Origin of the sequence: Paenibacillus sp. FSL R10-2736 (assembly GCF_038000245.1) — a bacterium.
GTDB classification, from domain to species: domain Bacteria; phylum Bacillota; class Bacilli; order Paenibacillales; family Paenibacillaceae; genus Paenibacillus_AQ; species Paenibacillus_AQ phytohabitans.
On record NZ_JBBOBN010000002.1, the window covers coordinates 689394 to 711030 of the forward strand.

A 21637-nucleotide genomic window follows, 5' to 3' on the forward strand; every position below is an offset into this window, starting at 1 on the left:
GTCCGTGGCCTTGGATTCTTGATGTATGCTTGAACCAGCAAATTTCGCTATGAAAGAGTGATCAAATAGCTGAATCGCCTATCCAAATTATAGTTTGAGTACATCACGGTTCGGATCAGAGAGTACCTTATGGGTACTCTTATTTCATATTTTCAGCAAAATAAAAATAAGACCATACGTTCGCAAAAACCGTATATTTCCTTCAATTTTGGTGTATAATAAAGCTGATTGTCCAACTTGTTCCAGAGGGGATGAAGAATGATGTCAATCAGTTTGAATCCGTATTTTGTTTTTAATGGGAACACTAGGGAAGCGGTTAGTTTCTATGAAAAAGCGCTACACGGGAGAGTAGTCGCAATCACGACGTTCGGAGACCTGCCGGAAGATCCGGAGCATCCGCTGACCGATGAGATGAAAACGCTTGTGATGCATGCGCATCTGAAGGTCGGTAATGCAGATCTCATGTTCTCCGATACTTTTCCGGGCACGTCGCATCAGGCGGACGGGGATACGGTTCAGATTGCCATTCATCCTGAAGAAGAGGCAGACGCACGGGAGATTTTTGCTGCACTGGAAGACGGCGGTCAAGTGGTCATGCCTCTGCAGAAGACGGATTGGAGCCCTTTGTATGGGATTGTAAAGGACAAGTTCGGCGTTACTTTTCAAGTGAATGTCCCCGGGGAGGAATAACTTGTGGCAAACATCAATCAGAGAATCGTTCCGCATATATGGTATGACAAGGAGGCGGTAGAAGCTGCCCATTTTTACGCTTCTGTGTTCCCGGACTCCAAAGTTACGAGTGTTACAACACTTCATGACACACCGTCAGGCGACTGCGATCAGGTTTCTTTTGAAATTTGGGGGCAGAAGTTTATGGCGATCAGTGCAGGGCCGTATTTTAAGCTGAATCCGTCCGTGTCTTTTTTCGTTAATTTTGATCCCTCACGCGATAAGAACGCAGCAGAGAAATTAGATGAGGTGTGGAACAAATTATCCGATGGCGGCATGGCTTTGATGCCGCTCGATAAATATCCGTTCAGTGAGCGGTATGGCTGGATTCAGGACAAGTATGGCGTCTCATGGCAGTTGATTCTTACCAATCCGGAAGGTGAAGAGCGGCCTGCTATCATACCGTCATTTATGTTCATCGGTAATAACTGCGGCAAGGCAGAAGAGGCGATGTCCTTCTATTTGTCCATATTCAAAGATTCGCGGCAAGGACTTATAGCCCGTTACCCTGCAGGAATGGAGCCTGATCAAGAGGGGACGATTATGTTCGCTGACTTCATGCTGGAGAATCAGTGGTTCACCGCAATGGATAGTGCACATGATCATAAATTCAGCTTCAACGAAGCCATTTCCTTCATGGTGAAATGCGACTCGCAAGAGGAGATTGATTCCTATTGGGAGCAGCTTTCAGCGGTTCCTGAAGCCGAGCAATGCGGCTGGCTGACAGATAAGTATGGCGTGTCCTGGCAGATTGTTCCGGCCGAAATGGACGAGATGATGGAGAAGGGTACGCCGGAGCAGCTTGCGCGTGTTACAGAGGCGTTTCTTAAGATGAAGAAATTTGAGCTTGCGGAATTGCATAAGGCTTATAAGGGCGAATGAGTGCATAACCCTTATTCTTCCAGGGGATTTGCTGTTAACGTGTTGCTTCAGTAATGTGAAAAAAGCGATGAGGGATGTTACCCCATCGCTTTTTTGTCGCAGCTGCATTCTTATTTCTCCATGCTATTGCCACCTCTATACTTCTTCCGGTATTGGGCCGGTGTCATTGCGTACACCTTTTTGAAGCTGGAATAAAACGTGTTAAGCGATGAAAATCCGAAATTTTGGACGATGGGCTCAATCGGCGAGTCGGAGGCAATGAGCTCCTGACAGATGAAGCTTAGGCGCTTCTCCGAGATTTTGTCCGTAATGGACTGGTTTGTCTCCGCTTTATATAAACTGCGGAAATAATTAACGGATAATCCCAAATGATCAGCGAGCATTTTTGCGGACAAGTTCGGATCGGTTAATTGTTCTTCAATGAACCGGTTCGCCTGCTCGATCAGGGTCACATTCTTGGACAGCCCGCGGGCAGCTACAATGTCTTCGAGTGTCTTGGTGACCAAGGCTTCCATCCATGGCACAACCTTGTCCATCGTCTCCTGCTGAATAATCTGTTTCTCAATAGAAGTCAGCCCCCATGAACTGGGCAGAGGCTGAGCGGAATGTTCCTGCATGAGCCTGCGTATATCCATAAACAGGGTAATCAATGACATTTTACATTCAAAATAGGGCATTTCCCGCAGCTTGACTACGGCTGAGCGTATGACTTCCAGAACCGTATCTGCATGCCCCTTGGGAAGAGCCTGAGCGATCTGCCGCTCTTTGTTCGCAGGCAGATGGTACAGTTCTCCTGGCGCATCGGGCAGCCATTCCTTCACGATGAGCGATCTGTGTCCGAACCTGAACCGTTCCTGCGTCAGTTCATATGTCTCCATATATATCTCATGCATGTCGGTCAGGCCGGGCAGCGTCCTGCCCCAGGCGACAGTCGTTCCAACTGACAAATACTGCTCTATTAACTGTTGGGAGCCTTGCAGCTTCCTCGCATATTCTTCGGACAAGGGGGCGGATAGGACAACGGCCACGTGATCGTCACCCATATCCACCGTTTGCAGCTTGTGCTTGGACGATTGCAGCGACTCTTGAATAATATTGGACATGGCGAACCGGAGCAGACGCCGGTCCTTCTCCGGGTAGGTCTCCGAGAATTCCGAGAAGTGGTCAATCCGGAAGATGGCCACCGACAGCTGATCTACCGGCAGGTCAATGCCCCACTCCAGAAATTGAGAACCTATCTCCTCTGCTGAATGGTAAGTCTCCCCCAGAAAATCCCGTAAAAACCTCTCTCTGCCCAAAAATTTATTAAGCCGCCATTGTTCGGTCAGTTCGTTAATCTGATTATGCTGGGCTATAAACACATTGGATAAGTAGTCAAGTTCATATGTGCTGTATCCCAGACCGGGCTTTTCCGCTTGATGCTGCCGCATTACTCTGGTAATCAGTTCTTGAATGGGAGAGTATACCCGTTTGGAGATCATCACGATAACGGTCCAGGAGGCTGCGAACAGGGCAATGAACAAGATCAGGCTGGTGTTGCGAAGAACCGTAATTTTATCCAAAATGACAGACTTCGGTATCGTTTCGATAAAGGTCCAATCCTGGATTCCTTTGATGGAGATGCCTGCGTAAACCATTAGCTGTTCTCCCTGATCCCGGGGATGAAAGAGCTTCCATCCGCTCTCGCCCTTAATTACGTGGCTTCTGAGCTCCGCAGTTTGTTCCTGATTCAAGGAAGTGCTGCTAAAAACCGTCTCCTCACGGTCATTCAGAACCGCAACTGACCTGTCGCCATCATTCGAATTGTCCTGAAGCAGGGTCATGAGATTATCTGTATCTACATTCATAACGAAAGCGGAAATAGAACTGCCTCTTTCGTAAAATCTTATGATGGTCATCACCTCTTTGGGCGTATTCCCGGTAAGAGGCAGGGACAAGGTTCTGGGAATGAGCACGCTATGATTCGCCGTAACCGGATCCTGTAAACGCTTAATAATATCCTGATCGTAGAAAGTTTCCGCATCATTCAATCCAAGTCTGGAATCAACAACCGTATTCGTGTAATCGTTAATGAGGTATACCGAATCGATAGACGGATTGGCGTTCTTGATGTCCATAAGCCGGCTCCATACCTCAAAAGTCTCAAAATCGCTGTACTGATCTGAAAGGGCATATACCTTGAGGGCGCTGTCATCACTGGAGGAGAAGCTAAATTCCAGGGCCCATTCCATCAGCCGCGCGGTGTTCTGGGCGCTGTTCACCAGCAAGGATTCGGAATGATCGCCGATCTCTTCCAGAAGCGTCTTGGAGGACTGCCAATAGAGCAGCGCAAATGATATACCCAGCACCAGTACGTTTGCACTGACGAAATAAAAAATAAGCTTCATATAAGTAGGATGCTGCTTCAGCGATGCGAGGAGTGGACGTCTGAATTTCATTGCTGGAACCTCCGTAATCATAACTGCCGAGCTCATAAATTGTAGATTTATTATAGCATACCGATTATTTTCGTCTTCAGAATCGTTTGTTTTCGCAATAGTGTTGTTTTTGGGAAGTTTGTAAATCTGCGCTTGCAGGAAGGATTAGAGCTTTTCGGAATTGCCGTAGCAGTGAGGGCTTGATAAGGTGACGGCATAGATAACGGCGTGCTAATGCAATTGCCGGTCTTGATGAAAGGGGGGATATAAAAAGATGCAATACCCAATTAACACCAGTAAAAAGTCTAAACTGAAGCATATTGTCCGAAATCCATTTCTTTATGTTATGGCCGTGCCGGGGTTGTTGTTTTTTCTAGTGTTCAGTTATTTTCCCATATACGGGATTATGATTGCCTTCAAAGACTATAATTTCGCCAAGGGAATCACAGGAAGTGATTGGGTCGGTTTTAAAAATTTCGATTACTTTTTTACTTCAGGTGATTTCTGGACCATTCTGCGCAATACGCTGGTGTTGAACATACTGTTCATTTTCTTTACTACAGCCGCAGCCGTTTTAATTGCGCTTATGTTCAACGAAATCCGCAATAAGTATTTCAAACGAATATCGCAGTCTCTCATTTTTCTTCCTTATTTTATGTCTTGGATTGTGATAGGAATGATTGTCCAATCCTTATTCGGCGGGGAAGAGCCGATGGTCAATAACTGGCTGCAAAATATCGGTATGGAGCCGGTCAACTGGATGTTTGAGTCGAAGCTTTGGCCGTATATTCTGACCGTTATCCGCGTGTGGCAAGGTGCGGGTTATCTTTCGATTATTTTTCTGGCCGCGATTACAGGCATATCGGAGGATTTGTACGAGGCTGCCCGGATTGACGGGGCATCCAAGCTGCAGATTGTAATGCGTATTACGCTGCCGCTGCTCGTTCCTACCATCATGATCATGACCTTATTGGCCGTAGGCAAGATTTTCAATGGCGATTTTGCTATGATCTATGCCATCATTGGAGACAACTCATCGCTCTATCCGACTACCGATGTCATTGACACCTTCGTCTTCCGCTCCATGAGACAGCTGCATGACTTCGGCATGTCTTCGGCAGTCGGCCTGTTCCAATCGGTGATGGGTCTGATATTCGTCATTGCTGCCAACTGGGTAACCCGAAGGGTGTCTAAAGAATCTGCTTTATTCTAGGAGAATAACTATGAGACAGAAACAGAGCGCTGCGGATCGAACGTTTACGATATTTGCCCATACGTTCATTTTGTTGTTCACCTTATTTTGTGTGTTTCCTTTTCTGCTGATGATTATCGGCTCTATTACGGATGAACAGGAACTGATTGCACACGGCTATACTTTGATTCCGCAAAAACTATCGCTGAACGCGTATAAGGCGGTTTTGCAATCGGATGTACTATTCAACGGTTATGCGGTCACGATTTTTATCACCGTCGTAGGTGCATTAAGCGCGTTGTGCATTTCCGCAATGCTTGGCTATTCGCTGGCTAACAAACGGAATGTTCTGCAAACACCTTTTCTGTTCTTTTGCTACCTGCCTATGCTTTTTTCCGGGGGTATCATTCCATTTTATATTGTGGTCAGTCAGTGGCTGCATTTGCAGAATACCATCTGGGTACTCATCTTAACGATGTTATGCCAGCCGTTCCTCGTCTTTTTACTCGTGAGCTTCTTCCGCACCATTCCTGAGGAACTGGAGGAAGCCGCAAGAATAGACGGAGCGAATGAAATGAGAATTTTCTATCAAATTATGATCCCGATCTCCAAGCCGATTCTGGCTTCCGTTGGTCTCTTCTATGCTCTGAGCTACTGGAATGACTGGTTTATGGGACTGATGTTCGTGGATAATGAGAAGTTATACCCGCTGCAGTTAATTCTTCGCCGGATGGTATCCAATATGGAGGCCGCCAAGAATCTCATTCCCTCCGGAGCAGCAATTGCGGTGACTCCACCGACCTATGGTGTGCGGATGGCGACAACTGTGCTGACGATCGGCCCGATTGTCCTGCTGTATCCCATGCTTCAGAAGTATTTCGTCAAAGGTCTAACGGTAGGGGCCGTAAAAGGATAAACGGGGATGTCCGGGATTAACCGGACTAACCCAGTTAAATTCAGAATTTTGTTCATAGATATGGGAGGGTAACGGAATGAGATTAAAAAAATGGGTTGGCACGACAACGGCAACGGTATTGGTATCTTCACTGATCCTGGCAGGCTGCGGAGGCAATACGAAGACTGGCGGCAATGAAGGGAGTTCTCCAAAGAATACGGAAAGTGCTGCACCCGCATCTAAGGAAACGGTGACATTGAAAGCTTATTTTCCGGGGGATAAACCGGTGGGCTTTGACGATGTGCTACAGGCGGTCAACGACAAATTGAAAGCGGATAACGTCGGAGCGGCCTTGAACATCAACTTCTTGCCGTGGACCGATTACGGGAATGCGGTATCCGTGAAGATGTCTGCCGGGGAAGATTTCGATATGTATTTGGATGCCCCATGGATATCCATGAATCAGATGATCGAGGGCAATTCTTTAATGGAACTGGATGCCGCGGTGGCCGAACGTCCGGAGCTCAAAGCATCCATTCCCGAGGAAATGTGGGAGTATAACAAATTCGGCGGAAAAATTATGGGGATTCCGCTCGGTACCACCCAGGGCCAGCTATATGGCCTTCTGATCCGCAAAGATTTGCGCGAGAAGTATGGACTTCCCGAGTTGAAAACCTTGGGGGATTTGGAGAAATTCCTGTATATGGTCAAGGAACAAGAGAAGGATGTCAAGCCCTTCGTCATTAACGGCATCAAAGCTGATAAACTTCCGTTTATCCTGAGCGAATCTGCTAATCTGGCGCTGGATGAAGTGCTCGAAATCGGTGTCAACATGTTCGCCTATTCCATCAAGGACAAGAAAGTAATCGGCCAATGGACCAGCCCGGTGATTGCTGATGGTTATGAACGCGTCACCCAATACTACAAGGACGGCATCATTTCCAAAAATATCGCACAGGAGCAGAATGCAGAGACACTGTTCAAGCAGGGGAAATATGCGGCCACTTATTATGCGGCGGATGGTGTGGAGGGATTGAAATATTCGGAAATGCTGCGAGACGGCAGCGACAAGCTTGAGATTTTCATTCCGAACGGGGATAAAGCCAAGCCGTATACCGCTTTTCAGCAATGGAATTTCCTGTGTATCCCGGCGGCCTCCAAGCACGCTGATTTGGCTATGGACGTAGCCAATTGGTTGTCCATTAAGGAAAACCACGATCTGATGGAATACGGCATTCAAGGGAAGGACTGGGAACCGGTCGGCGATTCGAGCTATAAGGTGCTGTCCAGCTATTCATTCCCGGGGTTCGTGCTAACCTGGCGGCCAACGCTGAACCGCACACCGGACACGATGATGAAGGATGACAAGAAGTGGTTCGACTTCTCTACCAACCCGGCCAATTTCACACTTAGTCCAACGGCGGGCTTCAACTTTAACGCTGAAAAGGTGAAGACGGAATATGCCAAAATTACTCCGCTTCACGATTCGACCTTCCTGCCGTTTAGCCAAGGCTTGGTGCCTGCCGAGGAAGGCAAGAAGATGATGAACAAAAAAATGGAGAGCCTCGGCGGACAAAAAGTGATCGAGGAAATTCAGGCGCAAATCGACGCTGTCACATCCGGTAAATAACGGCCTAAAAATACTGAAAGAGGTACTTCACATGAACATACAACGCAGCGCGCACAATCCTGTTATACGAGTCCGGGACGTTGTCCCTTCCCGCCCCGATTTTCGGGTGCTGGGTGCGTTTAATGCAGGTGTTGCGCAGTTAAAGGATGAAACGATCCTTTTACTGCGTATTGCAGAAGCACCGCTATCGGACCGGGCGGACGAAGTGCTCGTCCCCAGGCTGAATGAAGAGGGTACGGAGGTACTTGTAGAACGTTACGACAAGAGCGATCCGGGCTATGATTTCTCCGACTCGCGCTTCGTTGCAAAGGATGGACGAACGGTTATGCTCACCTCCTTATCTCATCTGCGGGTGGCGCGAAGCAAGGATGGCATTCATTTCGATGTGGAGCCGCATCCGGCCTTATTTCCGGAAAATGCCCTGGAAGCGTGGGGAATTGAAGATCCGCGTGTGACCCAAATCGGGGATATCTATTATATTACTTACAGCTCTGCTTCTGCCCGCGGCGTTGGCGCCGGCCTGGCAGAGACCCGGGATTTCCGGACATTCAAACGCCGCGGACTTATGCTGGCTCCTGAGAATAAGGATGTCATGATCTTCCCGGATAAAATTAACGGCAAATATTACGCTTTGCATCGTCCGGTGCCCAAGTCGTTCGGCTCTCCCGAGATGTGGATCGCCGAATCGCCCGATCTCGACCATTGGGGGAATCACCGCTTCCTGATGGGGCTAAGCGAACAGGGCTGGGATTCGGCTCGTATGGGCGGCGGGGCGGTTCCGATTCGAACCGAACGCGGCTGGCTTGCGCTGTACCATGGAGCGGACAGCAAGCACCGCTATTGTATGGGCGCGGTGCTGCTTGATCTGGAGAACCCTGCCAAGGTAATTGCGAGATCCCGTGTACCTGTATTGGAGCCGGAAGCTGCATATGAGGTGAATGGATTCTTCGGTAAGGTCGTGTTTTCGTGCGGGGCCCTGCTGCTGGATCAGACGGTCCGCATGTATTACGGTGCCGCAGACGAAGTGATGGCAGTGGCGGACATACCGCTGGAGGATATATTTAATACGCTAGTGTAGAAGGCTGAAGGCAGTGCAAGCTGCCTTCTTCAATCCGTATATAGGAAAGCGCTATCATAAACGATTGAATTTAGATAGACAAAGGAGCGCATGTACATGACTGACAAAAGGCAAAGGTTTGTAAAGAGATGGACATGTCTTGGTATTGTTTGTTTGTTGATATCATCCATAGGGTTATATTCGCCTGTATCGGCGAGTACGCCCGGGGCGGCCAACGTTTCTCCAGAGACCGCTGAAATAAAATTGATGAAAAACCGGACGGCGGCATTTTATGTCTCCAAAGATATCATCAACGACGGAACGAACGGCCGGGTCGAATGGACCTACAAATCTCAGGCCGGCACGTACTTAACCAATCAAAATTCTAATGGAAGCTGGGGGGATGTAGATTATGCGAGTACGGCCTCCAGTGCCAATGGGAGGGCCTGGTCGCCTTATCTCGCATTAGACCGGCTGCAGTCGATGGCTCAGGCGTTTGCTGACCCGAAGGGTCCATACTATCATAATGAAACCCTCTTAGGAGGCATTCAAAAGGGGCTGGACTATTGGTTTACGGTAAAGCCCACTTCCACCAACTGGTGGGAGACCGGAATCGGCAAGCAATTAAGGCTGGGGAAAATCGCGCTTTTATGTGAAGGCTATTTAACAGAAGCGCAAGCTTCCAATATAATCGGCACGTTGGACAGCAGCCCGCATACTGTCGATGGAGCCAACTCATCCTGGTACAATCAGAATTATATGATCCGCGGCTTATTGCTGGAGGATGCCCAGATCGTCCGGAACGCTGTGGAAGCGTTTAACGTGCTATCCAATGTGACGGCGACTGTGACGGGAATCCAGTCAGACATGTCATTCTTCATGCATGGCAAAACGAATTATACGACGGGCTATGGAAGAAGCTTTGCCAGAGATATGTCATTCTGGGCATATGTAACCTCGGACACCTCATTCTCGTACAGCAAGGCGGCGATTGATTCGTTATCATCCTACCTGCTGGACGGCACCAGGTACCTCGTGAGAGGCGATGTTGCCGATCTGGGTATGGGGATGAATGGACCGGAGTGGCCGGATTATGCTAGCGCGGCTTTGACCTTCTATGAAGATCCGCTGCAGTGGATGCAGGCGGCCAATCCGAAGCGTGCAGCCGAGTTTGCGGGTTTTCTTGAGAACATCCGCAGTATTGGTACGAGCACGAGCAACGGACTGGATGCTAGCAATATGACGCAATGGCAGACGCTAGTCTCCTCGCATATGCGGGATGATTATGGGATTACGGTCAAGATGTCTTCCAGCACGGTCAAAGGCGGGGAGTGGAGAACCATTAATCCTAGCGGATATAACCTGCTCTACTGGACGCCGCAAGGAGCCACTGCCATTCAGAGAACCGGGAATGAATACAGGACGGTTTATCCGCTGATGGACTGGGCTCATGTTCCAGGTACGACGGCCCCGTATGTACTCACGAAGGATGCGAATTTCAACAATCCCAAAACATTTGTAGGCGGCGTGACCAACGAGCGTTATGGAGCCACAGCGTTTGATTTCAACAAGCTGAGTACAAGCGGGAAAAAAGGATACTTCTTTTTCGATGATGAAATGGTGGCGCTGGGCACAGGTATCGCTTCAACTAACGCTGCGCCGGTTCATACGACATTGAACCAAAGTCTGGCGGCAGGGGATGTGCTCGTAGACGGAAAAGTAATAGCGGACGGAACGGTGCAGGCTAACGGGCGCTGGGCATATAACGATAAGACCGGCTATGTTTTCCCGAATCCTACCGGCTTTCAAGTGAAGCGGGAGACGAAGACGGGAAATTGGGGCGACGTTATCACGGGAAGCTCAACGGAGCCGATCACCAAGCCGGTTTTTTCAATATGGCTCGATCATGGCGTGAAACCGACTAACGCTTCCTATGAATATATCGTATTGCCGAATAAAACCCCTGAAGAGGTCAGCAGCTACGCAAGCGTGAGCCCGAGCCCGGTCAGTATTCTTGCGAATACACCGTCGGTTCAGGCAGTCCGGCACAATTCCCTTGGCATTGCGGAATTGCTGTTCTATCAACCCGGGACGGTGACGCTAAGAGACGGCTTGACGGTCACCGTGGATAATCCGTCCACGGTAATCATTGACGAATCCGCTTCACCTGTACGCATCTCGGTCGCTAATCCCGAAACGCCGGGGATTACATTGAACGTAACGCTGAACCGTAACGGAGAAAAAACCACGACTACCTTCAGACTCGGCAAGGATACGTTTACCGGCCGGAGCATGACGCTAAACGAGGGAACCTCTCTCGACGACAGAGGGTTCGATCTCGCTTACAGTAAAGGAGCGACCGCTTCCTCCAGCCAAGGCAAGCAATTTGACTCGAATGCTACGGATCTATACAGAAGTTCCTATTGGAGTTCAAGTGCTTCGGACAACGAGTGGATTTATGTCGATCTGCAAGATCAACATATGATCCATAAAGTTAGGCTAAATTGGGAAAAGGCGTACGGGAAAGGCTATAAAATTCAAGTGTCGGAGGATGCTGTCACCTGGAAGGACGTTTATACAACTTCGATGGGGGATGGCGGAATCGACGAACTTTCCTTTGGTAAGGTCAATGCCAGATTCGTCCGGATGCTGGGCGTTCAGCAGGGCACCGGGGACGGCTATTCGCTTGCTGAATTTAATGTATTTGAGGCGGTGGCACCCAATCTCGCCGAAGGCATGAAGGTAACGGCAAGCTCGTCCAGAGCCGCAGACGTGTCTCCCGGAAATGCGGTTGACGGGTCATTGACGACCCGCTGGGGATCTAACTATGCTGATCCGCAGTGGATTTACGCCGATCTTGGCTCCAGCCAACCCATCACGAAGGTCATGCTGCATTGGGAAAGTGCGTATGGGAAGGAGTACCAAATCCAGGTTTCCGACAACACGGCGGACTGGACGACAGTATACAGTACCGCCACCGGAGACGGAGAAACCGATGAGATCTCCTTCGAACCGGTGAATGCAAGATACGTCCGGATGTATGGTACGAAAAGAGCGACCACGTACGGCTACTCGCTCTGGGAATTTAAAGTGTATGGTCCAGAGAACGTACAAAAGGTTCCGGCCCGGGTTGAACTAGAAGCAACGGCATCTTCCGTGGCGGCTGGAGGCAAAGTGCCCGTTACGGGAGTCGTCTACGATGGCGACGATCTTCCGGTCCCCGGCGTGGAGGTCGAAATCGCGTCTGCATCGGGCAGCATCGAAACGGCTAAAGCAGTAACGGACGTTAACGGCCGGTTCAACACGGTCTATACCGCGCCGTCCGCAGCCGGAGACGTGACGATCGCAGTCGTCCTGCCTGCAAGTCCGACCGTGACGGATACGGTTACCGTATCCGTGAACCAGGACGTACAAGTGCCCGCCCGAATCGAACTTCAGGCAGCGCCATCTTCTGTGACGTTCGGAGGCAGCGTTACTGTTACGGGAGCCGTCTACGACAGTGACGATCTTCCGGTCCCTGGCGTGGAGGTCGAAATCGCGTCTGCATCGGGCAGTGTCAATGACGCCAGTGTGGTAACGGATGCGAACGGCCGGTTCAACACAGTCTTTACAGCGTCGTCTGCTGCCGGAGAAGTGACGATTACAGCAGCCTTGACCGCGAATCCGTCCGTGAGAGGGACGACTGCCTTTTACGTAGAAGGGGTCGTACAAGTGCCCGTCCGGATCGAACTCCAGGAGGCACCGTCTTCCGTGACAGCTGGAGGCAAGGTATCCGTTACGGGAGTCGTCTACGACAGCGGCGATCTTCCGGTCCCGGGCGTAGAGGTCGAAATTGCGGCTTCGTCAGGCAACATTGAGATTGCCAAAGCAGTAACGGACGCGAACGGCCGGTTCAGCACGGTCTTTACGGCGCCTTCCGCAGCCGGAGAAGTGACGATTACAGCCGTCTTGACTGCGAGTCCGGCCGTGACGGATAAGATTACCGTCTCCGTAATTAAGGCTGCACAAGTACCCGTTCTAATCGAACTCCAGGTGACGCCGTCTGCCGTGACGGTGGGAGACGATGTATCCGTTGCGGGAATCGTCTACGACAGTGACAATCTTCCGGTCTCCGGCGTGGAGGCCGAAGTCGCGGCTTCATCGGGCAGCTTCCAAAGCTCAAAGACAGTCACGGATGCGAACGGCCGGTTCAGCATGGTCTTTACAGCGCCTTCCGTAGCCGGAGAAGTGACGATTACAGCCGTCTTGACCGCAAATCCGTCCGTTACGGGGAAAATAAACGTTTCCGTAAACGAACGTTCAAACGGCGGAAGCGGAGGTAATTCGGGAGGAGGAGCTCCCGTGAGTCCGCCGGTAACTCCCAATAATCCGAACGTTAATCCAAGCGATGATCCAAACGGCGGTTCGGACACGCCGGACGTTCCGGTACCCGGTCATGCCTTCGCGGATATTGGCGGTCATTGGGCCGAAGCCAATATCCTGGAAGCAGAGAAGAGGGGAATGATCACAGGTTATCCGGACGGCTCGTTCCGGCCCGGTCGCACGGTAACGCGCGCTGAATTCGCGGTGATGCTGGCGAATTCGCTGAAGCTTCAGAACGAGGAAGCAATCCTGTCCTTCAAGGACACTGACCGGATCGGGCCATGGGCCAAGGCAGCTGTTGCACGGGCTGTAAGCCTGGGGCTTATCCAGGGCGATAACAATAGTAACTTCCGTCCCGATGCGCCTATGACGAGATCGGAAATGGCCGTAATGCTGGCGAGAGCATTAGACCTTGTACCCAAAGCTCATTCCGCTGGATTCGCGGATGACCGCGACATCCCGGTCTGGGCGGTTGGAGCGGCAGCCGAGATGAAGAATCTGGGGATTATGCAGGGTAAGGGTAATAACTGCTTCTTCCCGAAAGATGCCGCGACGAGGGCGGAAACGGTCACGGTTCTGCTCAGAACGCTCGCAGCGAAGGATCAGGAATAGGAAGTAGAACAAATTTGGCCGGGAAAACCTGCTTGAGGGCAATTGAAGGAATGAACCTAACAAGTTGGACATACAGTGGAACTACAGGAGGTGTTGCATGGTTATCCAACTTAGTATTGCTTTGGCTGCAGTTGCTTTTATCTGTCTGGTTGGTTTCTTGATTCTTACGCTGCGCAAAGGAATGACTACACTCTCAGAGACCAATAAGACGCTGGTTGACGTAAGAAATGCGATTCATGGCTTAACAGGAGAGGCTACACAACTCATTCATACGGCTAATCAGGTTACCAGGGATGTGAAAGGTAAAATCAAAACGATAGATCCGATTTTTGAATCTGCGCACAATGTGGGTGAAGTGATTCAGACCGTGACAGAGACATTCAAAAAAAACGCTTCGGAAATAGGGCAAAATTTAAATCAAGAACCCGAAAAACCTCCAGTCAAGCAACAAAGCATCCCCATTCGCGTCAATACAAAATTTCAATAAATTTCAGAAAAAGACACCTTAGGGGGTGTCTTTTTTGTTTATGCGAATCTGGCTCTAACGGCCCCTTGTAAGCTCAACAAAGCTTATGCCGGGTATCATCTCACTGCGAAATAATCATTAACTCATAATACCGCAGAATTACTGCCAATATGAGCAAATGATTGTTTAAGCACCCTTTTCACATTTGATATGCTCGGGTTGTCCGAGAGGGTTCATCTCATCCTGCTTCAACGGTTCGGATTAGCCGGTACAAGAGGAGGTGCAAGAGGAGCATCACAGATTATTGCAAGCGGTTACAGAAGGATCTGCAACAAATTAAAATTAGGAGGCAATGAAATGAAAAGGACAGTTGCAAAGGTAACCAGTATAGTTTTGTTATTTTCTCTTGCACTATCTCTGATCGCCGGCGGATGGGGAACTACGGTAGCACACGCTGCGGGTCTTACGATAACGGGCAGTGGAGGCGGAAATGAAGCTGCTTATGTGGAGTGGTCACCAGTAAGCAATGCATCGGGATATAATGTATATGTTAAAGCAGCGGGCGCAGCGGACTCCCAGTATCAGCAGATTAATAACGAGTTGATCCGCAAGTATTCTTCCTATTGGAGAGCTGATGCCGTAGGGCTTGCAGCCGGAAGTTATGTGATGAAGGTTGAGGCCGTATCATCAGGCGCAGTGACGGCAAATGCCGTCTCAGGAACGCTGGCGGTAGCGCCGTATGACCGGTCTGGATTTGCTTTTTCAGCCAATTCGCAATTTGGTACAGGCTCAGGTGCTTATAATGATAATGGGACGCTCAAAAGCGGGGCACAGGTGCTGTATATCACCTCCCAGAATGCGCAAACCGTAACGCTCGGTGTGAAAACCAGCAGCTCGGGTACCGTACAGACCGGGGTTGGTCTGGGCGGAATTCTGACACTGAGACAGAAAGGCTACGATACAACACCGCTGGCCATCCGGATTATCGGAAAAGTTACAGCGGCTGACCTAAGCGGACAGCTCAACAGCAGCGGTTATCTTGAAGTCAAAGGTAAAAACAATTATACGGAAATGAATATTACCATCGAGGGTATCGGGAAAGATGCGTATGCCTACGGCTGGGGAATGCTGCTTAGATATACCGGGAATGTCGAAGTCAGAAATCTGGGCGTGATGTTATTCCCTGACGACGGTATCTCCATGGATACAGGCAATGCGAATGTATGGGTGCATAATAATGATATTTTCTACGGCTCTGCAGGAGGTGACGCGGACCAGGCTAAGGGTGACGGTTCAACGGACCTCAAGAAAGGCTCAACGTATATCACTATCTCGTACAACCACTATTTTGATTCCGGAAAAGCGGCTCTGGTCGGACTTAGTGAATCTGCAGAATTCTTTGTTACCTTCCACCATAACTGGTTCGATCATTCGGATTCCCGTCATCCGCGGATTAGAGTGGCTTCTGTTCATGTCTATAACAACTTCTATGATGGGGTCTCGAAATATGGTGTCGGCGTTACAACCGGAGCTTCGGCTTTTGTAGAATCGAATGTGTTCAGAAATACTAAAGATCCAATGCTTAGTTCCTTGCAAGGTACGGATGCTATAGGGGAAGAAGGAACGTTCTCCGGCGAAAACGGGGGTGTAATTAAAGCCTACAACAACAGTATTACTGGTGCTGCAAGTCTGATCTATGCTAACTCCAGTACCGGAACGGCTCCGGCAAATGCTACCTCGTTTGATGCCTACTTAGCTTCTTCGAGAAATGAGACCGTCCCAAGCTCATACAAAGCTCTAGTGGGGGGGACAGCGTATAACAACTTCGATACGAGCGTTGATACCGGAGTTAGTGCCTCAGATGTTGATAGCGTGAGCACTGTGGAACAGGTCGTTACGGCAGAAGCCGGTCGCCAGGGCGGTGGAGACTTCACATGGGCTTTCAATGACGCTGTGGATGACGCATCGTATGCGCTGAATGCCGCACTGATGTCCGCAATCAGAGGTTACACGTCTGGGCTTGTATCGGTAGGAGGCAATTCCAGTCCGGTTGGGCCTACTCCGACTCCAACAGCAACACCAGCGCCAACAGCAACACCAGCGCCAACGGCAACGCCTGCACCAACGGCAACGCCTGCACCAACGGCAACACCCGCGCCAACAGCAACGCCTGTGCCAACGGCAACTCCGGTGCCGACTGCAACGCCCACTACTGGGGCAATTGTTCATAACTTCACCACATCCGGAACAACGAGCAGCTTCTTCTCTATTTCCGGGAATCTCTCCACGAGTAAAGGAACTGTCGTATATGGCGGTCTGACCTTAACCCAATGTCTGAAAATCGAGAGCGCAACCAGCATTGGGTTCACAGCAGCCAAAGCCTCGACTTTAACATTAGTGTTCAACTCCGAAGGAACAATGGTCAAAGTGGATGGAACCAGCTATCCTATCACGAATGGTATTGCTACAGTCTCTATTGCAGCGGGTGCGCATACGATTACGAAGGATAGTACTGCGAATTTGTATTATATGAAGGTGGAGTAGATAGTTTTAAAATCATAAATAAAAGACACCCTTAGAGGTGTCTTTTTAAATTTATCCTAAGAATCACGAAGATTGATCCTTGTTTATTTTTGTGATATTACGCCTAAGCGTACCACGTACACTCTGCAAATATGCTACGCTGATTTTATCGAATACAATTATGTAGCCGATAAAGGAGGATCTGATGCCAAACATTATCGAATCGCTATATCATGGCAGTTTATTCCCTGAAGAGGACATCATCTCTAAGGACCCCCACTACCGCCCGCTCAACAAGCAAATTACCGAATCTCTAGAGACTTGGAAGCAGAAGCTGTCCGCAGGCGAGTTTGAGGAGCTGGAGTCTTTATTAGAACTGTATTCGCAAGTACAGGGGCTGGAGATGACAGCTGCATTTGTGTCCGGGTTTAAGGCCGGGATGGCGATGATGATCGAAGTCCTTGTAGATGCTTAGCAATGCGTGACTAGTCAACATTCACTTCACATCCTCCCCATACCGCTCAATCGCCATATCAGCCGTTTTCAGCATACGCCGCTTAAGCTGTTCGCCCTGAGTAATTTTCACACGTAACCCAAGGAACCGGATTCGTGATAACAGGAACTCGCTGTCGTCTCTCATGTAGTTGACATGGATCCGGTAGATGCCGGAGGCTTCATCAAAAGAAACGGACTTATCGAAACAGGAGAAGGCAGACAGGATACGTGACAGCTCCGCATTAAAGGTGGGAATGACTTGAATGCAGGCGGATTCCTTCAGGCCGTCTAATAAGCGCGCTATCCGTGCCTTCAGGTCGTCAATCCGTTTGGCAGGGATGGGGAATACTTCGACCGACACAATGTTGCGCAGTTTGGTGGACATGAGCGAACGCTGCCGGGTGCTGTACCATTGCAAATACCACTCCCGCTTATACATGTTGTATTCCAGCTTGTGCGGGAATCCGGCCTGGTCCGTTCGTTCGCCTCCATGCTTAATCTGATATGCAATCAGGATGCCTTGATTCTGCATAATCATGCGGCGGAGCGTGCGGAGCAGCGGATGATAGACCTGGCGCTCTTTACTGCGGGCCTTCTCCATAATAATCTCCCCTACTTCAATAGAAGCCTCGGGTTCCAACAGCGTATTCAATTTACTTAAAGTTTCCGGTGTAAAAGCGGCCTCCGAAGCCGGGTGCCTAAGCATTGTTTTCAGCCAGGAACGTTCCTGAGAGGTTAGCGCAAGCGACCCCGCTTCATCAAGGCGTGAGATGATCTGAAAATTGAATATTTTCTCAAATGGATTCATAGTAGATCCGGAGCTCCTTCCATTCCGCAATAAATTGCTTACGCAGCCAGCGGGGTTCTAAGATCTCACAGCTCGAACCGAAGCTCCGTAACCAGGGCTTGATTTCATAAATTTCGTTCACTTCGATCTCGTACAGGAATGTTGAATCGGACTCCTCTGTAATCACGCCCCATTGTCCCTGCGCCTCAACCCGCTCCCGGATGAAATTAGCGCCGGACCCGCTGGGATTATAGAATCTGACAGCTACCTTAACCGCACGGTTGGTGTCTGTGACCCAGCTGTTCTTCAACTGCGCTTCCAGAGCTTTAAGCTTCTCCGCATATTCTTCTTCTTCCACAGGTTCGCCCTCTTCAATCTGTGTAAGGCCCTCCATCCGGAATTTCTTGATCCCCATCCGGGCATGATGCCCGATTAAATACCACCGCCCATACTGATGGTCGTAGACGACGCGTAGCGGAAGGATACTATCTGTAATACCCGCAGACTCCCGCTCAAAGAGAGGGTTCGTATTCTGGGAGGTGTAGTTCATTCCTTTTTTCGGGGACAGATAGAGAAACCGGATTCTCCGGCGCTGCTGAATAGCACCGAATATCGTGTAGAGATGAGCCTCATCAAGAATACGTGAATGGTAATTGTATTTATATCTATGGGTTTCTGTAGCTTCGGGGTTAAATCCCCGCTTCCGCAGAACCTTCTTCAGGGTGTCGCGCAGCAGGTAGCCCTGTACAGACGGAATCTGTGTATTGGCGATGACATCCACGTAGTCATAGAGGTCCAAAAGCTGGTCATCTGTTAGCTGGTCAATCAGGTCGTTGGCAGCCTTGTACCGGTAAGGACGCCGCTCATTGACACGGAGAATGACGCCGACTTCCTCCAGATATTTCAGATCGCCCCGGATGGTCTTCTCATCAGGCAGCGGCGAATCGGCGGGCATTTGCTCACTGCATATATCCTGCAGATCCTTGGCAGTCCGCTCCTGAGTCTGGAGTGCTGTTAAGAGTAGAGTAAGCCGGATGCTCTCCGTTTCCTTAAGCGACTTGGCCCGAAACAGGAACAGCAGCAGCGGGTCGGCAGACTCATAATAGTTGTAGCGGAGCCACTCGGAGAGCTCGGTTCCTTGTTCAGCAGGCAGATCCTGCTGCAGGACAGTAACCATTTCCTTCAGGTTGCGCAGCGTTTTGTCATAGGTATGTACGGAAATGCCGAGCCGGTCGGCGAATTGTTGTCTGCTGTAGGCTCCCCCGGCTAAAGACAGCATGCGAAGAAACTGAATTTCTTTATCGAAACTTTCCTTGGCCATTTGTATTCCTCCAGCCTGTAACGCATTCATTAGAAGTGATAGTACCTATTTATATTAAGCACCAGAGTTGAAGAAAATGGAAGGTTTTTTGCCTTCCGCCATACTTCCGCCCTGTTCGTGAATGGGAAAATGAGGGAAGATAGGTTCATGAAGCCGAGTTGAACTGGAGTGATAACAATGACCCCTATAAATAAGCTTATCCTGGAGCAGCTGGAACAGATTGAAGAGGAAGAGCAGGTTACCATCCTCTATGCCTGTGAATCAGGCAGCCGGGCGTGGGGTTTCCCCTCGCAGGACAGTGATTATGATGTGCGGTTCATTTATCTGCATAAGCCGGAATGGTATTTATCTATCTACGATAAACGGGATGTCATAGAGCGTCCGATTAACAATATGCTGGATATCAACGGCTGGGATTTACGTAAGGCGCTTAATTTATTCCGTAAGTCCAATCCGCCGCTGCTGGAGTGGCTGCAATCGCCGATTCAGTATGCAGAGAAATTCAGTGTTGCCGGACAGCTTAGAGGGATATCGCCGTATACCTTTTCACCGAAATCCTGTATGTACCATTACTTGAATATGGCTAAAGGCAATTACCGTGATTACTTGCAGGGCGGGCAGGTCAAGATCAAGAAATACTTTTATGTGCTGCGCCCGGTTCTGGCCTGTGAATGGATTAACCGGTATGAAGAGATGCCGCCGATGGAGTTCGATGTGCTGGTAGACCGGCTGATTCCGCAGGATGGAGAGCTATGGCAGGTAGTGCAGCAATTGCTGGCACGGAAGAAATCCGGTGAAGAACTGGATGTTGAGCCGCGGTTAAGCGCGATTAACGATTATTTGGAAGAGCAGCTTCAAGTGCTGGAGAAGGTGGCAGCGGCGGCCTTGAGTATCAAAGAGGATAACCGGGACCAGCAGCTGGATGCCCTTTTCCGGGAGGCGCTGAAGGAAGTATGGGGGAAAGTGACTGAGACAGAACGACTGACAGGAGGAAGATCGTAGTGGCTATTGTACAACTGAAATCAACAAATCCGCAGTTCACCTTTTTGATCAAAAAAAATCCGCAGAGCGGCATGCAGCTTCGCCCGGTCCGCAAAGGAATAACCTACGGCTGGTATTCGGATGATGCTACGTATAGCGTTTTTTTCAAGGATGCAGATAATGAACTCTCCTATAAGCAGAACGACAGTGACAGCTTTGAGTATCTCAATGTCTCCCGGTATAACACCCCGCTGTTTCCGCTGAATGCGGTTAATGAGTTCTTCTCCACGCCTGTTAAGGCGCAGGACGAGCGGGACATTGAGGGATATGAGCATACCTTTTTCATCAATATGGTTCAGGTGGAGCGGCTGCATTATATTGAATTTTTCAACAAGCATCTGAAGGATTATACCTTCTCCCTGCAGCACCAGGCGCATAAGAGCTACTCACTGACCATTACCACGCATAAAAGCCTGTATCACCTCCTGCATGTGACTCAGGTGTTGTCCCTGTTCTTATCCATATTTGGTGATGAGTATATCGATATTTCAGACCGTATTCTGGATAAATATATCCGCAGCCTGAATGTGATTGATGCACCTTTTTATATTCGCAGTCTGTTTGCACGGAGCTTCCTTACTACCCGGGAACTGTTCAAGCGCTACAAGTCCTCCACTGAACAAACGGAGCAGGCTTCCATCGGGTTGGAGTATGGCGGTACGGCGATGCAACGGCGGACATTTATCTCAGGTGTGCTTCCATTTAATAAGCCGGTTCTGGATATCGGTTGCGGGGAGGGCTTCTATGCCATTCCGTTTGCCGGGAAGATCGAGAGTACCTATTACGCCGTGGATATCAATGCAGAGCTGCTGGAGATTGTGAACCGGAAGGCAAAAGCCAAGCAAATCGATAACATCGCCACCTTCGGCTCGCTGGATCATTTTCTGGAGTCGTATAACGGGGAGCAGGTCGATGTGATTCTGACCGAAGTGGTAGAGCATATGAGCGAGGATGAAGCGGCTGCGCTGATCCGGCAAATTATCGGAAGTGTGGATTTCGGACAGCTGATTGTGACCACGCCGAATGCTGACTTCAACCGCTATTATGAGCTGGACGGATTCCGGCATGAGGATCATAAGTGGGAAATGGGTATTGATGCGTTCCGTGAGTGGTTCACAGATACGATTCAAGGCCTGGCCGTTGAGGCGGAGTACGGGATGGTCGGTGACCGGGTAGATGACATCCGGACGACGCAAAGCGCGATTGTGCGCAGAAAGGAGGAATAGAC

Annotated in this window: 15 protein-coding genes; 12 read left to right on the plus strand and 3 right to left on the minus strand. The window is 49.7% G+C overall.

Annotated elements, in window-relative coordinates:
• The first annotated feature begins 261 nt into the window (after positions 1-261).
• Together NSQ73_RS31250 and NSQ73_RS31255 are read left to right on the plus strand one after the other, a co-directional pair.
• Positions 262-690, plus strand: coding sequence for a VOC family protein (locus tag NSQ73_RS31250; protein ID WP_340990713.1), 429 nt, complete (start codon positions 262-264; stop codon positions 688-690).
• A 3-nt stretch (positions 691-693) separates the two neighbouring features.
• A complete protein-coding gene (locus tag NSQ73_RS31255; protein WP_340990032.1) occupies positions 694-1611 on the plus strand; it encodes a VOC family protein in 918 nt (305 codons plus the stop codon).
• A 110-nt stretch (positions 1612-1721) separates the two neighbouring features.
• Here NSQ73_RS31255 and NSQ73_RS31260 read toward each other — a convergent pair whose 3' ends face one another.
• On the minus strand, positions 1722-4049 hold the full coding sequence (locus NSQ73_RS31260) for a helix-turn-helix transcriptional regulator (protein WP_340990034.1): 2328 nt from the start codon (positions 4047-4049) through the stop codon (positions 1722-1724).
• A gap of 253 nt (positions 4050-4302) precedes the next feature.
• On the opposite strand from NSQ73_RS31260, the gene NSQ73_RS31265 reads away from it, so the two are divergent.
• The 8 genes from NSQ73_RS31265 to NSQ73_RS31300 all read left to right on the plus strand — a co-directional run bounded on the left by NSQ73_RS31265 (position 4303) and on the right by NSQ73_RS31300 (position 17240).
• Positions 4303-5241 (plus strand): ABC transporter permease, encoded by a 939-nt coding sequence (locus NSQ73_RS31265; RefSeq protein WP_340990036.1) that lies wholly within the window; start codon positions 4303-4305, stop codon positions 5239-5241.
• A 10-nt stretch (positions 5242-5251) separates the two neighbouring features.
• Positions 5252-6136, plus strand: a complete 885-nt coding sequence (locus NSQ73_RS31270; RefSeq protein ID WP_039296857.1) for a carbohydrate ABC transporter permease — start codon at positions 5252-5254, stop codon at positions 6134-6136.
• Positions 6137-6212: 76 nt separating this feature from the next.
• On the plus strand, positions 6213-7745 hold the full coding sequence (locus tag NSQ73_RS31275) for an ABC transporter substrate-binding protein (protein WP_340990038.1): 1533 nt from the start codon (positions 6213-6215) through the stop codon (positions 7743-7745).
• A 31-nt stretch (positions 7746-7776) separates the two neighbouring features.
• Positions 7777-8823 carry a glycoside hydrolase family 130 protein gene (locus NSQ73_RS31280; protein WP_340990040.1) on the plus strand — a complete coding sequence of 349 codons (1047 nt, stop codon included), beginning with the start codon at positions 7777-7779 and terminating at the stop codon, positions 8821-8823.
• 246 nt (positions 8824-9069) lie between these two features.
• Positions 9070-13776 carry a polysaccharide lyase family 8 super-sandwich domain-containing protein gene (locus tag NSQ73_RS31285; protein WP_340990041.1) on the plus strand — a complete coding sequence of 1569 codons (4707 nt, stop codon included), beginning with the start codon at positions 9070-9072 and terminating at the stop codon, positions 13774-13776.
• A gap of 97 nt (positions 13777-13873) precedes the next feature.
• A complete protein-coding gene (locus NSQ73_RS31290) occupies positions 13874-14263 on the plus strand; it encodes a DUF948 domain-containing protein (RefSeq protein ID WP_052421618.1) in 390 nt (129 codons plus the stop codon).
• Positions 14264-14599: 336 nt separating this feature from the next.
• A complete protein-coding gene (locus NSQ73_RS31295; protein WP_340990043.1) occupies positions 14600-16786 on the plus strand; it encodes a pectate lyase family protein in 2187 nt (728 codons plus the stop codon).
• 184 nt (positions 16787-16970) lie between these two features.
• Positions 16971-17240 (plus strand): DUF6809 family protein, encoded by a 270-nt coding sequence (locus tag NSQ73_RS31300; protein ID WP_340990045.1) that lies wholly within the window; start codon positions 16971-16973, stop codon positions 17238-17240.
• Between the two features lie 21 nt (positions 17241-17261).
• Here the strand turns inward: NSQ73_RS31300 and NSQ73_RS31305 are convergent, their stop codons facing one another.
• Positions 17262-18068 carry a WYL domain-containing protein gene (locus tag NSQ73_RS31305; protein WP_340990047.1) on the minus strand — a complete coding sequence of 269 codons (807 nt, stop codon included), beginning with the start codon at positions 18066-18068 and terminating at the stop codon, positions 17262-17264.
• Complete coding sequence (locus NSQ73_RS31310; protein WP_340990048.1) at positions 18055-19368, minus strand: helix-turn-helix transcriptional regulator; 1314 nt, start codon at positions 19366-19368, stop codon at positions 18055-18057. Before NSQ73_RS31310 ends, NSQ73_RS31305 begins: the two co-directional genes overlap by 14 nt.
• A gap of 177 nt (positions 19369-19545) precedes the next feature.
• Here NSQ73_RS31310 and NSQ73_RS31315 point away from each other — a divergent pair, with 177 nt between their 5' ends.
• Together NSQ73_RS31315 and NSQ73_RS31320 are read left to right on the plus strand one after the other, a co-directional pair.
• Positions 19546-20370: a nucleotidyltransferase domain-containing protein gene (locus NSQ73_RS31315; RefSeq protein ID WP_340990049.1), complete on the plus strand. Its 825-nt coding sequence runs from the start codon at positions 19546-19548 to the stop codon at positions 20368-20370.
• Positions 20370-21635, plus strand: a complete 1266-nt coding sequence (locus tag NSQ73_RS31320) for a class I SAM-dependent methyltransferase (RefSeq protein ID WP_340990051.1) — start codon at positions 20370-20372, stop codon at positions 21633-21635. The genes NSQ73_RS31315 and NSQ73_RS31320 overlap by 1 nt, the downstream gene beginning before the upstream one ends.
• Positions 21636-21637 lie beyond the last annotated feature (2 nt).

Bases quoted from the DNA above. Each gene is read 5' to 3' on its own strand.
- NSQ73_RS31250 (WP_340990713.1), top strand. From the start codon at position 262: ATGTCAATCAGTTTGAATCCGTATTTTGTTTTTAATGGGAACACTAGG.
- NSQ73_RS31260 (WP_340990034.1), bottom strand. From the start codon at position 4,049: ATGAAATTCAGACGTCCACTCCTCGCATCGCTGAAGCAGCATCCTACT.
- NSQ73_RS31265 (WP_340990036.1), top strand. From the start codon at position 4,303: ATGCAATACCCAATTAACACCAGTAAAAAGTCTAAACTGAAGCATATT.
- NSQ73_RS31270 (WP_039296857.1), top strand. From the start codon at position 5,252: ATGAGACAGAAACAGAGCGCTGCGGATCGAACGTTTACGATATTTGCC.
- NSQ73_RS31275 (WP_340990038.1), top strand. From the start codon at position 6,213: ATGAGATTAAAAAAATGGGTTGGCACGACAACGGCAACGGTATTGGTA.
- NSQ73_RS31280 (WP_340990040.1), top strand. From the start codon at position 7,777: ATGAACATACAACGCAGCGCGCACAATCCTGTTATACGAGTCCGGGAC.
- NSQ73_RS31285 (WP_340990041.1), top strand. From the start codon at position 9,070: ATGAAAAACCGGACGGCGGCATTTTATGTCTCCAAAGATATCATCAAC.
- NSQ73_RS31290 (WP_052421618.1), top strand. From the start codon at position 13,874: ATGGTTATCCAACTTAGTATTGCTTTGGCTGCAGTTGCTTTTATCTGT.
- NSQ73_RS31295 (WP_340990043.1), top strand. From the start codon at position 14,600: ATGAAAAGGACAGTTGCAAAGGTAACCAGTATAGTTTTGTTATTTTCT.
- NSQ73_RS31300 (WP_340990045.1), top strand. From the start codon at position 16,971: ATGCCAAACATTATCGAATCGCTATATCATGGCAGTTTATTCCCTGAA.
- NSQ73_RS31305 (WP_340990047.1), bottom strand. From the start codon at position 18,068: ATGAATCCATTTGAGAAAATATTCAATTTTCAGATCATCTCACGCCTT.
- NSQ73_RS31310 (WP_340990048.1), bottom strand. From the start codon at position 19,368: ATGGCCAAGGAAAGTTTCGATAAAGAAATTCAGTTTCTTCGCATGCTG.
- NSQ73_RS31315 (WP_340990049.1), top strand. From the start codon at position 19,546: ATGACCCCTATAAATAAGCTTATCCTGGAGCAGCTGGAACAGATTGAA.